At 61.5% G+C, this 13,659-nt stretch carries 12 protein-coding genes and 2 pseudogenes; 3 read left to right on the top strand and 11 right to left on the bottom strand.

Going from position 1 to position 13,659, the window contains the following annotated elements; translation table 11 throughout:
- Window positions 1-270: 270 nt before the first annotated feature.
- Window positions 271-2,055, top strand: a complete 1,785-nt coding sequence (locus M0746_RS23760) for a glucan biosynthesis protein G (RefSeq protein ID WP_258450790.1) — start codon at window positions 271-273, stop codon at window positions 2,053-2,055.
- The gene (gene mdoH / locus M0746_RS23755; RefSeq protein WP_258450789.1) at window positions 2,048-4,618 is read left to right on the top strand and encodes a glucans biosynthesis glucosyltransferase MdoH; all 2,571 of its coding nucleotides are present in this window, start codon (window positions 2,048-2,050) and stop codon (window positions 4,616-4,618) included. Before M0746_RS23760 ends, mdoH begins: the two co-directional genes overlap by 8 nt.
- Window positions 4,619-5,039: 421 nt before the next feature.
- Here the strand turns inward: mdoH and M0746_RS29625 are convergent, their stop codons facing one another.
- The 11 genes and pseudogenes from M0746_RS29625 to ubiE all read right to left on the bottom strand — a co-directional run bounded on the left by M0746_RS29625 (window position 5,040) and on the right by ubiE (window position 13,167).
- Entirely contained in the window at window positions 5,040-5,753 is a 714-nt protein-coding gene (locus tag M0746_RS29625; protein ID WP_394505909.1) for a methyl-accepting chemotaxis protein, read from the bottom strand.
- A gap of 141 nt (window positions 5,754-5,894) precedes the next feature.
- Window positions 5,895-6,839: pseudogene (locus M0746_RS29620) on the bottom strand (methyl-accepting chemotaxis protein); the annotation flags it as partial.
- A gap of 211 nt (window positions 6,840-7,050) precedes the next feature.
- Window positions 7,051-7,758, bottom strand: a complete 708-nt coding sequence (locus M0746_RS23745) for a 16S rRNA (uracil(1498)-N(3))-methyltransferase (RefSeq protein ID WP_258450787.1) — start codon at window positions 7,756-7,758, stop codon at window positions 7,051-7,053.
- Entirely contained in the window at window positions 7,755-8,546 is a 792-nt protein-coding gene (gene tatC, locus M0746_RS23740) for a twin-arginine translocase subunit TatC (RefSeq protein WP_203420396.1), read from the bottom strand. Before tatC ends, M0746_RS23745 begins: the two co-directional genes overlap by 4 nt.
- A pseudogene (tatB, locus tag M0746_RS23735) lies at window positions 8,543-9,008 on the bottom strand (Sec-independent protein translocase protein TatB). The gene tatC and the pseudogene tatB overlap by 4 nt, the downstream one beginning before the upstream one ends.
- Before the next feature lie 10 nt (window positions 9,009-9,018).
- Window positions 9,019-9,300: a twin-arginine translocase TatA/TatE family subunit gene (locus M0746_RS23730; protein WP_090280346.1), complete on the bottom strand. Its 282-nt coding sequence runs from the start codon at window positions 9,298-9,300 to the stop codon at window positions 9,019-9,021.
- A gap of 25 nt (window positions 9,301-9,325) precedes the next feature.
- Window positions 9,326-9,658, bottom strand: a complete 333-nt coding sequence (locus M0746_RS23725; RefSeq protein ID WP_208939078.1) for a phosphoribosyl-ATP diphosphatase — start codon at window positions 9,656-9,658, stop codon at window positions 9,326-9,328.
- Window positions 9,651-10,052 carry a phosphoribosyl-AMP cyclohydrolase gene (hisI, locus tag M0746_RS23720; RefSeq protein WP_007909357.1) on the bottom strand — a complete coding sequence of 134 codons (402 nt, stop codon included), beginning with the start codon at window positions 10,050-10,052 and terminating at the stop codon, window positions 9,651-9,653. The genes M0746_RS23725 and hisI overlap by 8 nt, the downstream gene beginning before the upstream one ends.
- A 120-nt stretch (window positions 10,053-10,172) precedes the next feature.
- Window positions 10,173-11,777, bottom strand: coding sequence for a ubiquinone biosynthesis regulatory protein kinase UbiB (gene ubiB / locus M0746_RS23715; protein WP_258450786.1), 1,605 nt, complete (start codon window positions 11,775-11,777; stop codon window positions 10,173-10,175).
- Complete coding sequence (locus M0746_RS23710; protein ID WP_016772070.1) at window positions 11,774-12,397, bottom strand: ubiquinone biosynthesis accessory factor UbiJ; 624 nt, start codon at window positions 12,395-12,397, stop codon at window positions 11,774-11,776. The genes ubiB and M0746_RS23710 overlap by 4 nt, the downstream gene beginning before the upstream one ends.
- Complete coding sequence (gene ubiE / locus M0746_RS23705; protein WP_186531921.1) at window positions 12,397-13,167, bottom strand: bifunctional demethylmenaquinone methyltransferase/2-methoxy-6-polyprenyl-1,4-benzoquinol methylase UbiE; 771 nt, start codon at window positions 13,165-13,167, stop codon at window positions 12,397-12,399. The genes M0746_RS23710 and ubiE overlap by 1 nt, the downstream gene beginning before the upstream one ends.
- 154 nt (window positions 13,168-13,321) lie before the next feature.
- Between ubiE and M0746_RS23700 the strand changes: the two genes are divergently transcribed.
- A complete protein-coding gene (locus tag M0746_RS23700) occupies window positions 13,322-13,597 on the top strand; it encodes a polyhydroxyalkanoic acid system family protein (protein ID WP_056787308.1) in 276 nt (91 codons plus the stop codon).
- The last annotated feature ends 62 nt before the right edge of the window (window positions 13,598-13,659 follow it).

Raw genomic sequence — 13,659 nt, 5'->3', positions numbered from 1 at the left:
GTTGTCATGCGGGCTACTAGATAATCGCGCGCTACGGGGATCGGCGTTCGTTGGTCCGTTTTGACTTAGGTAGAGACTTGTCCGGATCCGATTGGGGAATCATTTTGCCCCAGCGGAGTCGGAACAATGCTCGCCAACTTGGCAAGGGTGCGCTGGAAGGTCGGTTTTTTATTGCCGAAATCCCCACAGGCACTTCATCTGGCCGTTGGTTTATTGATCTGTTTTCGGCGAGGGTTGCTCGTGATTGTTAGTCCCTGTAATGCAGCAAAAATGTCTGCCAAACGCATGCGAAGTGCCCTGGTAGCGGGTTCGGCGCTCCTGTGCCTGCTCAGCGCCGGTCAGCTTTGGGCGTTCAATCTTGACGATGTGTCGGCCAAGGCCAAAGAGCTGGCCGGGCAGAAGTTCGAAGCCCCGCGCAGCAACCTGCCGAACGAATTCCGCGATATGAAGTTCGCGGACTATCAGAAAATCCGCTTCCTCACCGAGAAGGCTGAGTGGGCCGATCAGAAGACGCCGTTCAAGCTGTCCTTCTATCACCAGGGCATGCACTTCGACACGCCGGTGAAAATCAACGAAATCACGGCGAACACCGTCGAAGAGATCAAATACGATCCGACCCGCTTCGATTTCGGCGACCTGAAATTCGATCCGAAGGCCACCGAACAACTGGGCTATGCCGGTTTCCGTGTGCTGTACCCGATCAACAAGGCTGACAAGCAAGACGAAATCATGACCATGCTCGGCGCGAGTTACTTCCGCGTGGTCGGCAAGGGTCACACCTACGGTCTGTCGGCCCGTGGTCTGGCGATCGACACCGCGCTGCCGTCGGGCGAAGAATTCCCGCGTTTCCGCGAGTTCTGGATTCAACAGCCGAAGCCGGGCGACAAGCATCTGGTGATCTTCGCACTGTTGGATTCGCCGCGTGCCACCGGTGCCTACCGCCTGATCCTGCGTCCGGGCAGCGACACCATCGTCGACGTCAAGGCGCAGATGTTCCTGCGTGACAAGGTCGGCAAACTGGGTATCGCGCCGCTGACCAGCATGTTCCTGTTCGGCGCCAACCAGCCGTCGAAAGTCCTCAACTACCGTCGTGAACTGCACGATTCCAGCGGTCTGTCGATTCACGCCGGCAATGGCGAGTGGATCTGGCGTCCGCTGAACAACCCGAAACACCTGGCCGTGAGCAACTTCAGCGTCGAGAACCCGCGTGGTTTCGGCCTGCTGCAACGTGGTCGCGACTTCAGCCACTACGAAGATCTCGACGACCGCTACGACAAGCGTCCAAGCGCCTGGATCGAGCCGAAGGGCGAGTGGGGCAAGGGCACCGTTGATCTGGTAGAAATTCCGACCGCCGATGAAACCAACGACAACATCGTTGCGTTCTGGAGCCCGGAAAAAATGCCGGAGCCGGGTCAGCCACTGGACTTCGCCTACCGCCTGCACTGGACCATGGATGAAGCCGCCCTGCATGCACCTGACAGTGCCTGGGTTGCACAAACCCTGCGTTCTACCGGTGACGTCAAGCAATCGAACCTGATCCGTCAGCCGGATGGCAGCGTCGCTTATCTGGTCGACTTCGAAGGTCCATCGCTGGCCGCTCTGGCGCCAGACGCCGATGTGCGCAGCCAGGTCAGTGTCGGCGACAACGCCGAACTGGTGGAAAACAGCGTGCGCTACAACCCGGAAACCAAGGGCTGGCGCTTGACCCTGCGGATGAAAATCAAGGACGCGAGCAAGTCGACCGAGATGCGTGCCGCACTGGTTCAGCCGGTGGTCACGGCCGATCTGGCCAAGTCTGCGGTGCCGGCTTCGAACTCGTCGGTGGCCAAAGCCGACAAGGTTGCCGCCAAGCAACAAGAGAAAGCCGACAAGGAAGCCAAGGCCGCCGAGGCCAGACAGGCCGAAGCCAAGCCGGTGACAGAGGCCAAGGACAAGGCCACCAAAGACGCCAAGCAGCCAGCCGCTGCGGACGCGGCCCCAGCCACACCGGAATCGGCACCGACTGAAGAAGTCCTGACCGAGACCTGGAGCTATCAGTTGCCTGCCGATGAGTAACTCTCAAGTACAGCCAGAGACTCTGTCCGAGTATCTGGCGCATCTGCCGATGACCGACGAGCAGCGCGCGGAACTCGCGGGCTGCCAGTCGTTCAGCGAGCTGCATCAACGCCTGTCGTCCTCGACGTTCGACGCGCCTGCCGAAGCCGCCCAGGCTTCGGTGGGCAAGCGCCTGACCCTGAGCACCGCCGAAGAGCTGGAAGAAGCGGAAATGCTGGTGCTCGACGCCAGCGGCCGGATCAGCATGAAAGCCACCCCGCCGATCCGTCGCACCAAGGTCGTGCCGGAGCCATGGCGCACCAATATCCTGGTGCGTGGCTGGCGCCGCCTGACCGGGCGCACCAACCCGCCGCAGCCGCCGAAGGACGAGAATGTCCTGCCGGCCGCGCGCTGGCGCACCGTCGGTTCGATCCGTCGCTACATCCTGCTGTTGCTGATGCTCGGCCAGACCATCGTTGCCGGCTGGTACATGAAAGGCATCATGCCGTACCAGGGCTGGTCGTTCGTCGATCTGGACGAAGTGCTGCATCAGCCGTTGCTGCAAACCGCCACGCAAGTGCTGCCGTATGCGCTGCAAACCAGCATCCTGATTCTGTTCGGGATTCTGTTCTGCTGGGTCTCGGCCGGTTTCTGGACCGCGCTGATGGGCTTCCTAGAGCTGCTCACCGGTCACGATAAATACCGCATCTCCGGGAAAAGTGCCGGCAACGAGCCGATTGCCAAAGACGCACGTACCGCGCTGGTCATGCCGATCTGCAATGAAGACGTACCGCGCGTGTTCGCCGGTCTGCGCGCGACGTTCGAATCGGTCGCCGCCACCGGTGATCTGGATCGCTTCGACTTCTTTGTCCTCAGCGACAGTAACGAAACCGATATCTGCGTGGCCGAGCAACAGGCCTGGCTGGATGTCTGCCGCGAAGCCAAAGGCTTCGGCAAGATCTTCTACCGCCGCCGTCGCCGTCGGGTGAAACGCAAGAGCGGTAACCTCGACGACTTCTGCCGTCGTTGGGGTGGTGACTACAAGTACATGGTCGTGCTCGACGCCGACTCGGTGATGAGCGGCGAATGCCTGACCAGTCTGGTGCGCCTGATGGAAGCCACGCCGGACGCCGGGATCATCCAGACCGCGCCGCGTGCGTCGGGCATGGACACCCTGTATGCGCGCATGCAGCAGTTCGCCACCCGCGTATACGGTCCGCTGTTCACTGCCGGTCTGCACTTCTGGCAGTTGGGTGAATCGCACTACTGGGGTCACAACGCGATCATTCGCATGAAGCCGTTCATCGACCACTGCGCCCTGGCGCCGTTGCCGGGCAAAGGTGCGTTCTCCGGTGCGATCCTCTCTCACGACTTCGTTGAAGCCGCGCTGATGCGCCGTGCCGGTTGGGGTGTGTGGATTGCCTACGATCTGCCGGGCAGTTACGAAGAGCTGCCGCCGAACCTGCTCGACGAGCTCAAGCGTGACCGTCGCTGGTGCCACGGCAACCTGATGAACTTCCGCCTGTTCCTGGTCAAGGGCATGCACCCGGTGCACCGTGCGGTATTCCTCACTGGCGTGATGTCGTACCTGTCGGCGCCGTTGTGGTTCTTCTTTTTGGTGCTGTCGACTGCGCTGCTGGCGGTCAACACGCTGATGGAGCCGCAGTACTTCCTTGAACCGCGCCAGCTCTATCCGCTGTGGCCACAATGGCACCCGGACAAAGCCATCGCGCTGTTCTCGACCACGATCGTGCTGTTGTTCCTGCCGAAACTGCTGAGCATTATCCTGATCTGGGCCAAGGGCGCGAAAGAGTTCGGCGGCAAGTTCAAGGTGACCCTGTCGATGCTGCTGGAAATGCTGTTCTCCATGCTGCTGGCGCCGGTGCGGATGATCTTCCACACCCGTTTCGTCCTCGCCGCGTTCCTCGGCTGGGCCGCCACCTGGAACTCGCCACAGCGTGACGACGATTCGACGCCATGGAGCGAAGCGGTCAAGCGTCACGGCCCGCAGACCCTGCTGGGCTTCTGCTGGGCGCTGCTGGTGATCTGGCTGAACCCAAGCTTCCTCTGGTGGCTGGTGCCGATCGTCGGTTCGCTGATGCTGTCGATCCCGGTGTCGGTGATTTCCAGCCGTGTCGGCCTGGGCTTGAAGACCCGTGACGCGAGCCTGTTCCTCATTCCCGAGGAATACAATCCGCCACAGGCGCTGCTGGCGACCGACCAGTACACCCACGAGAACCGCTACCACGCCCTGAACGACGGCTTCGTCCGCGCAGTGGTCGATCCGCAGCAGAACGCCCTGGCGTGCTCGCTGGCGACCTCCCGTCACGGTCAGGCCGAGCCGATCGAATGGTTGCGTCAGGAGCGCGTGCGGCACGCGGTCAAGGTCGGCCCAGCGGAGCTGAGCAACCATGATCGTCTGCAACTGCTGAGCGACCCGGTAGCGCTGGCGCGTCTGCACGAACAGGTCTGGGCTGAAGGCCTGACCGAGTGGCTGGACGCGTGGCGGGCCTCGGTGAAAGCCGATCCGCATGCACCGCTGCTGCCGTTGCGACCGGCGGCGATGCAGGCGCAACTGGCCTGATGAAAAAACCCCGCTGAGTCAGCGGGGTTTTTTTATGCGTGATTCAAAAGCCCCTCACCCTAACCCTCTCCCAGAGGGAGAGGGGACTGACCACGGGATGCTTGAGAGATACGACTGGTCTTATTGACGTCGCCGAATCCAGACGCGACGCGGTATCTGAGCCTGATGCATAGCGTAAAGACAACTCGGTCGGCTCCCTCTCCCTCGGGAGAGGGCTGGGGTGAGGGGGCGGGTTCGCAGATCAATCAGCCGTTGCTGGAGATCGTCCTTCAGTCATCACACCGCCAATCGCTGGCAGGGGTAGCTCCAACAGGGGTTTGGGGGTGGCCGAGTATCTGGCCGCACCACCGAACCCTGTGGGAGCTGGCTTGCCAGCGATAGCCTCACCTCGGTCGCAAGCGAACCCAGGCGATCCATCACTTCAAACCTTGAACCGGCCCACCAGCGTCTGCAAATGCGTCCCCAATCGCGCCAGCTCAACGCTCGACGCTGCTGTCTCTTCACTCGCCGCCGAGGTCTGATCGGACACATCGCGAACATTCAACACGCTGCGGTTGATCTCTTCGGCCACGGCGCTCTGCTGTTCTGCCGCTGCGGCGATCTGCTGGTTCATCGCCTGAATCGCCGAGACGGTGCGGGTGATGCTTTCCAGTGAACCGCCGGCGCGGCGGGTCAGTTCGACGCTGCTGTCGGTCAGGGTGCGGCTGTTGTCCATGATCGTTGCCACTTGCTGGGTGCCGTTTTGCAGGCCGACGATCAGTTCTTCAATCTCTTCAGTGGACTTCTGCGTGCGCTGGGCAAGGCTGCGCACCTCATCAGCCACCACGGCGAAACCGCGACCGGCCTCACCGGCACGGGCGGCTTCGATGGCGGCGTTGAGCGCCAGCAGGTTGGTCTGCTGGGCCACGGATTTGATCACGTCGAGGACGCTGCCGATCTTGTCGCTTTCGCGCTTGAGTTCGCCCATGGCCTCGGTGGAGTGGCTGACTTCAGCGGCCAGACGCTCGATTTGCGCGATGGCTTCACCGACCACCTTGTCGCCTTCGCGGGCCTGCTGGTCGGCCGCAACAGCGGCTTCCGAGGCTTCCTCGGCATTGCGCGCGACTTCCTGCACGGTGGCGGCCATTTCGTTCATGGCGGTGGCGACCTGGTCGGTCTCGACTTTCTGATTATTGACCCCGGCGCTGGTCTGCTCGGTCACCGCCGACAACTCTTCGGCAGCGCTGGCGATCTGCGTGACGCCGTCGCTGATGCCACCGATCAACTCACGCAGGCCTTGGGTCATGCTTTGCATCGAGCGCTGCAGCTGGCCGAGTTCGTCGCGGCGTAGGGAGACCAGGTTTTGAGTGAGATCGCCGGCAGCGACGCGCTCGGCGACTTGCAGGGTCTGGTTCAGCGGAATGATGATCTGCCGGGTGATCGCCAGGGCAGCAATCAAGCCGAAGACCAATGCCAGCGCGGTGGCGATCAGCAGCATGTTCTTGGCGTGTGCGGCATCGGTATCACGCACCACGGTTTGCGATTCGGTGAGCTTCTTGCTCACGGCGATCAGAATGTCGCCCTGGGCCGACATGGCCGTCAGCGCAGCGGCGTTTTTCACCTGCGAATCGCGGAACTGGCTGACTGCAGCGCGGTAGGCCTTGAGCGAGTCGGTGGCCTGCTGCAGGTTGGCGATGTGCTGTTCCGGCACGCGGCCTGGCAGGCTTTCGAGGTTTTTCAGGGCGTTTTCAATCGCGGTCAGCGCTGGTTGCTCGGCATCGGCCTTGCCGCTGTAGGTGTAGCCGCGCACCTGATAGCGCGCCTGCTGCAACAGTTTGCTCAGCTCGATCACCGCGTTGTATTGCGCCACGCTGTCACCTTGCAACAGCGCCTTTTCGACTTCGCCGACCTTGGCCACGGCGTTGTCGGCATTCGCGCCCAGTTTGCTGCGGGCGTCCTCACGCTGAACGGTGGCCTGGGTCATTTCACCGAAGGCGCGCTTGTACTCGGCCACGGCCGCCAGTTGCTGGTCGACCATCGCCGCATCGGCCGGCTGTTCGATCATGCCGCGCGCCTCTCGCAGACCGCTGTCCAGCTTGGCCAGCAATTCATTGACCGCGCCCGGCCCTTGATCGCCACGGCGCATGTCGTAGTCCATGCGCGCCAGGCGCAGGTCCTTGGTCAGCTCGTTGAGGCTGGAAATGAAGCCGAGTTTATCGCCGCGGCTGATGATGCCGCTCATACCGGTCCAGCCGGTGAACGTGATCAACAGCGTCAGTAACAGCACCAGGCCGAAGCCGATGCCCAGCTTGCGTTTGACGCTGACGTTCCCAAGACTTTCGGCTAACCAACGGTACATGCGACCACTCCCTTCGGACCACTAAATTGGACTTATGGGCAATGTATCGGCTGGAGGATGGCAATCTGTAACACCATCTGTCTGGGGCGGAAAATCAGAACAAGCGGGCGAGCAGGGCGGTGACCGCGGTTTCGACGCGCAGGATCCTTTCGCCGAGCTGCACCGGTTGCAGGCCGGACCTGGCCAGCAGATCGATCTCGTAAGGGATCCAGCCACCTTCCGGGCCGATCGCCAGGGTCACCGGTTCACTCAGCGCGCGAGGGCAGGGCGGGTAATTGCCCGGGTGGCCGACCAGGCCGAGGGTGCCGTCGCTGATCGCTGGCAGTCGATCCTCGACGAAAGGCTTGAAGCGCTTCTCGATGATGATCTCTGGCAGCACAGTATCGCGAGCCTGTTCGAGGCCGAGGATCAGTTGTTCACGAATCGCCTCGGGTTCGAGAAACGGCGTTTGCCAGAAGCTTTTCTCGACCCGGTAGCTGTTGACCAGAATTACCTTCGAGACGCCCATGGTCGCCACCGTCTGAAAAACCCGACGGAGCATTTTCGGGCGTGGCAGCGCCAGCACCAGGGTCAATGGCAGTTTCGCCGGCGGCGGCTGATCGAGGCTGACGCGCAGCTCGGCTTCACCTGCGTCGAGGCGCAGCAGTTCGGCCGAGCCCATCAGCCCGTTGATGCGCCCGACGCGCAGGCTGTCACCGACTTGCGAGCGATGGACTTCCTGCATATGAGTCAGGCGCCGATCACGCAGGACCACACGGTCCGCCGCAATGAAGTCGGCTTCTTCGAGCAGCAGCAGGTTCATGCCTGGGTCGCTGGCGGCTGGTCGTTGTGATCGTCGGCCGGGTTGTCTTCCGGACGTTCGCGCTTACTGATCAGACCGCCGAACAGAATGCCGATCTCGAACAGCATCCACATCGGCACGGCCAGCAGGGTTTGCGAGAAGATGTCTGGCGGCGTGAGGATCATGCCGACCACGAAACAGCCGATGATCACGTACGGGCGGATCTTCTTCAGGTAGGCGACATCGACCACGCCGATCCACACCAGCAGGACCACCGCCACCGGAATCTCGAAGGCGACGCCGAAGGCGAAGAACAGCGTCATGACGAAATCGAGGTAACTGGCGATGTCGGTCATCATTTCCACGCCGGCCGGGGTGGCGGCGGCGAAGAATTTGAAGATCAGCGGAAAGACGAAGTAATAGGCGAACGCCATGCCGGTGTAGAACAGCAGGATGCTCGACACTAGCAGCGGCACGGCGATGCGCTTCTCGTGCTTGTACAGGCCCGGCGCGATGAAGCCCCAGATCTGATGCAGGATCACCGGGATCGCCAGAAACAGCGAGACCATCATCGTCAGCTTCAGCGGCGTCAGGAACGGCGACGACACGTCGGTGGCGATCATCGTCGCGCCGACCGGCAGGTACTGGCGCAACGGCGTCGAGACGAAGGTGTAGATCTGCTGGGTGAAGGCGAACAGCCCGGCAAAGATGATGAAAATCGCCGCCACGCAACGCAGCAGGCGGGTGCGCAACTCGGTGAGGTGCGAAACCAGCGGCATGTGCTGGTCGTTTTCGGGGAGATCGCTCATGGGGCTCGCGGCGGCAGAGTGGAGTCGTGAGGCGCTGGTGCAGTCGGCGCGGCGGTTGGAGCTATGTGTTCAACCGACGTTGGCGCGACAGCAGGCGCAGGTTCGGTTGTCGCTACGGCAGGTGCAGGTGCAGGTCGGTGCAGGTGCAGGTGCAGGTGCAGCAGGCGCATGAATCGTCTGCTCGCCCGCGTGATCAACCGGCGTAGGCTCTTGCTGAACCGGGCTGAAAATCTTCCGCGCCTCCTGCTCCAGCGAGAGGATGTGCTCGTTGTGCAGTTGCCGGCGAATTTCGTCGGCACCGATTTCACGTTCAACTTCCTGTTTGATCGCGTTGAAGCTGCGCTTCAGCCGACCGACCCACAGGCCAGCGGTGCGCGCAGCGCCCGGCAGACGCTCGGGGCCCAGCACCAGCAGGGCGACGAGGCCGACGAGCAGCAGTTCAGAGAAGCTGATACCAAACATTAGTCAGTGCTCACACGTCTTTGCGGATCGGCTCTTCAACTTTCTGCGCCTGCACGTCGATGGTGTGCGGCGGGTTGGCCTGCGCGGTGGTCTGCGGCTGTACCGGCGGCACTGGCTGCGCCGGCGGGGTCACGCTCGGTTCGGCAGGTTTTTCATCGTCGTTCATGGCCTTGCGAAAGCCCTTGATCGACTCGCCGACATCGGTGCCGAGGTTTTTCAGTTTCTTGGTGCCGAACACCAGCACCACGACAACCAGGATGACGATCCAGTGTTTCCAGTCAAAAATGCCCATGTTGCTGTTCCTCTCGAATAGTTGTTCAGGCGGACGGACGCGAGGCTTTCTCGACGTGTCCGGACAGGCCGAAGCGGCGATCCAGTTCATCGAGCACGGCCTGCGGATGCTGCCCCAGTTGGGCAAGCATGACCAGGCTGTGAAACCACAGGTCGGCGGTCTCGTAGATGACATCGCTGCAGTCACCGCTGATGGCGGCATCCTTGGCGGCGATAATGGTTTCGACCGACTCTTCGCCGACCTTCTCCAGAATCTTGTTCAGCCCCTTGTGGTACAGGCTGGCGACATACGAACTGTCGGCGGCTGCGCCTTTGCGCTCTTCGAGCACTTCGGCCAGACGGGTGAGTGTGTCACTCATGCTTGTGTCCTGCGGAATAAATGGCGTGCGGGTCTTTCAGTACCGGGTCGACCGTTTTCCAGTCGCCGTTTTCGAAGACGCGGTAAAAGCAGCTTTGACGGCCGGTATGGCAAGCGATGTCGCCGATCTGTTCAACCATCAGGATGATCACGTCGGCGTCACAGTCCAGACGCATTTCATGCAGGGTCTGTACATGGCCGGACTCCTCGCCCTTGCGCCACAGCTTGCCACGGGAACGTGACCAGTAGATGGCACGATTCTCCGCGGCGGTCAGTTCGAGCGCCTCGCGGTTCATCCAGGCCATCATCAGCACGCGTCCGGTCTTGTGATCCTGAGCGATCGCCGGCACCAGGCCGTCAGCGTCCCACTTGATCTCGTCCAGCCAGTTTTTCATCTTCAAATCTCGAAAAGCAGCAGCAAGCCATGAGCTTCAAGCTGCAAGTAAAAGCAGGTTGCGGTGGACCTGTATCGTCAAGCTCAAGGCTTGCAGCTTATAACTTGCAGCTGATTCGTGCTATCGGCGAACGACCAGATACAAGCCGACCGCCACCATGATTCCCGCTGGCCAGTGCGCCCAATCGGTCAGTGGGCCACCGGCGGCGAGGATTGCTCCGCCGGCCAGATGCGCGCAACCGAGCAGGCGCAGAAACCAGTCATCCTTGCGGCGGTGCCATGGCGGCGGCGGGTCGTTGGCATGTGGCTGCGACATGCGTTCGAGCAGGTCGCGGGCCATGTTGGCCAAGTGCGGAATCTGTTCGAACTGGCTCTGCACGTTGCCCAGCAAGGCTTTCGGGCTGACGCGCTCACGCATCCAGCGTTCGAGGAACGGCTGCGCGGTGTTCCACAGATCCAGATCCGGGTACAGCTGACGCCCGAGGCCTTCGATATTGAGCAGGGTCTTTTGCAACAGTACCAGCTGCGGCTGCACTTCCATGTTGAAGCGCCGCGCCGTCTGGAACAGGCGCATCAGCACCTGACCGAATGAAATATCTTTTAACGGTTTTTCGAAGATCGGTTCGCAGACTGTGCGGATCGCCGCTTCGAATTCGTTGAGCTTGGTTTCCGCCGGCACCCAGCCCGAATCGATGTGCAGTTGCGCGACGCGACGGTAATCACGCTTGAAGAAGGCGAACAGGTTACGCGCCAGATAATCCTGGTCTTCCGGGGTCAGGCTGCCGACGATGCCGCAGTCGATCGCGATGTACTGCGGGCTCCACGGGTTGACGGTGCTGACGAAGATGTTGCCCGGGTGCATGTCGGCGTGGAAGAAGCTGTCGCGAAACACCTGGGTGAAGAAGATCTCCACGCCACGCTCGGCGAGCATTTTCATGTCGGTGCGCTGGTCGGCAAGGGTCGCCAGATCGGTAACCTGAATGCCGTAGATGCGCTCCATCACCAGCACTTTCGGCCGGCACCAGTCCCAATACACTTGCGGCACGTAGAGCAGTGGCGAGCCCTCGAAATTGCGCCGCAGCTGGCTGGCGTTGGCCGCCTCACGCAGCAGATCGAGTTCGTCGTAAATGGTTTTTTCGTAATCCAGCACCACGTCGACCGGGTGCAGCAGACGCGCATCGGCCGAGAGTTTTTCGGCGGCGCGGGCGAGGATGAACAGCCACGCCAGGTCTTGCGCAATGATCGGTTTCAGACCCGGGCGGATCACCTTCACCACCACTTCTTCACCGGACTTCAACTGCGCGGCATGCACCTGCGCCACCGAAGCCGAGGCCAGCGGCTCGACGTCGAAACGGCTGAACACTTCGCTGATCTTCTTGCCCAGCTGCTCTTCGATGAGCTTGACCGACAGCTGCGAATCGAACGGCGGTACCCGGTCCTGCAGGAGCATCAGCTCGTCGGCGATGTCTTCAGGCAACAGGTCGCGGCGGGTCGAAAGAATTTGCCCGAACTTGATGAAGATCGGCCCCAGATCCTGCAACGCCAGACGCAGGCACGCGCCACGGCTCAGCTCCAGGCGTTTGCGCGGCAACCAGCGCCACGGCAGCACGAAGCGCAGCGCCAGCAGAAACCAGGGCAGCGGCAGGGCGAACAGCAGGTCATCGAGGCGGTAGCGAATCACGACGCGCTGGATGCGCAACAAACGGCGGACGGCAAGCAGCTTCATGCGTTATCGCTTGGGTCGAGGGATCGGGAAAGGCGCTCGAAACGCGCCTCGAGTCGTTCCAGATCAAGTTTGATCCGGTCCAGTTCACTGAAGCGCGCTTCGGCTTCGCGCTGCCCGACGAGGGTGCGCGACTCTTCGGCGAGATATTCGGCGAGGTTCTGGTTGAGGCTGGCAAATCCTTGCTGATACCAGCGTGCGCGGCTGCGCAGATGGCCACCGAGCAGTTGCGTGGCGACCGGGCCGAGCCAGCGCGAGAGTTCGTACTCCCAGTCCAGTTCGAGGTCCTGCAGCACACCGGCCAGCTCCAGCAGCACGCCGCTGTCGCCATCGAGTTCGACTTCCGGCGCGTGCAGCACGGCGGTTTTGTCTTTGCTCAGGGCCAGTTTGACCAGGCTCGAAGCCGGCGCACGCAAGGTGCAGTCGACGTCTGCTGCCCACTGCGAAGCGAGCATCAAGCCCTCATCACTGGGCAGAATGAACAATTGCAGCGCCGGGCTGCGGCAATCGACGGCAATCACCTTGCCGGTCAAATGCGCCAGCCGCGGCAGCGCCGTGCTGTCGAGACGCAGCACCCGGTTGAGGCCGAGTTCAACGCTGGCGAGCAGCCCGGTGAGCAACATCAGGGCTTGATGCCGCGGTGCAGGGCAACGATGCCTGCGGTCATGTTGTGATAGGTCACGCGGTCGAAACCGGCGTCGACCATCATCGACTTCAAGGTTTCCTGATTCGGGTGCATGCGGATCGACTCGGCCAGATAGCGATAGCTTTCCGAATCATTGGTGATCAGCTTGCCCATCAGCGGCATGAAGGCGAATGAGTAGGCGTCGTAGGCTTTCGACATCAGCGCGTTGGTCGGTTTGGAGAACTCCAGCACCAACAGGCGGCCGCCGGGCTTGAGCACGCGCAGCATCGAACGCAGGGCGTCCTCTTTGTGCGTCACGTTGCGCAGGCCGAAAGCGATGGTCACGCAGTCGAAATGGTTGTCCGGGAACGGCAGTTTTTCAGCGTCCGCCTGGACGAATTCGACGTTGCCGGCGACACCCAGATCCAGCAGGCGGTCGCGGCCGACCTTGAGCATGGATTCGTTGATGTCGGCCAGCACCACCTGACCGGTCGGGCCGACCAGGTGCGAGAATTTGCGCGTCAGGTCGCCGGTGCCGCCGGCGATGTCGAGCACGCGGTTACCGCTGCGTACGCCGGAGAGTTCGATCGCGAAGCGCTTCCACAGACGGTGCATGCCGCCCGACAGAAGGTCGTTCATCAGGTCGTATTTAGCGGCTACGGAATGGAAAACCTCAGCGACTTTTTCCGCTTTCTGGCTTTCCGGAACGTTTTTGAAGCCGAAGTGAGTGGTGGGTTCGGCATCGCTGCCTTTGCGCTGATCAGTCATATCGCTGTCACCAAAAGAGAATGCGCGACATTCTAATCCCCAAGCCATGCTTTGTCTTCGAATGGCTAAAGGTAAGATGGGCCACCTTCGGGACGATTTGCCGCAGTGGCGGTCAAGATCTACCGACACACCTTCATCTATCAGGAGTCATTCGATGGCCAAAATCAGTGTTGAGCGTGCCCACACCCTGGGCAAGGAAGCCGCCCGCGAGAAGGCCGACAAGCTGGCCAAAAAGCTCAATGAGCAATACGGCCTGGAGCCGCAGTGGTCTGGCGACACCCTGAACCTCAAGCGCTCGGGCGTGAAAGGCGAAGTGCATGTAGCGGACGATTCGATCAGGGTCGACGTTGAACTGGGCCTGATGATGTCGGCCATGAGCGGCATGATCAAAGCCGAGATCGAAAAGGCGTTGGATAAAGCCCTGGCCTGATTTCCAGATTGAAATCCAGTCCCCTGTGGGAGCGAGCCTGCTCGCGAAAGCGGTCCTTCAGT

The sequence above is a fragment of the Pseudomonas sp. S11P7 genome, assembly GCF_023195435.1.
GTDB classification, from domain to species: domain Bacteria; phylum Pseudomonadota; class Gammaproteobacteria; order Pseudomonadales; family Pseudomonadaceae; genus Aquipseudomonas; species Aquipseudomonas fluorescens_G.
This window is presented reverse-complemented; position numbering and strand designations above follow the sequence as displayed.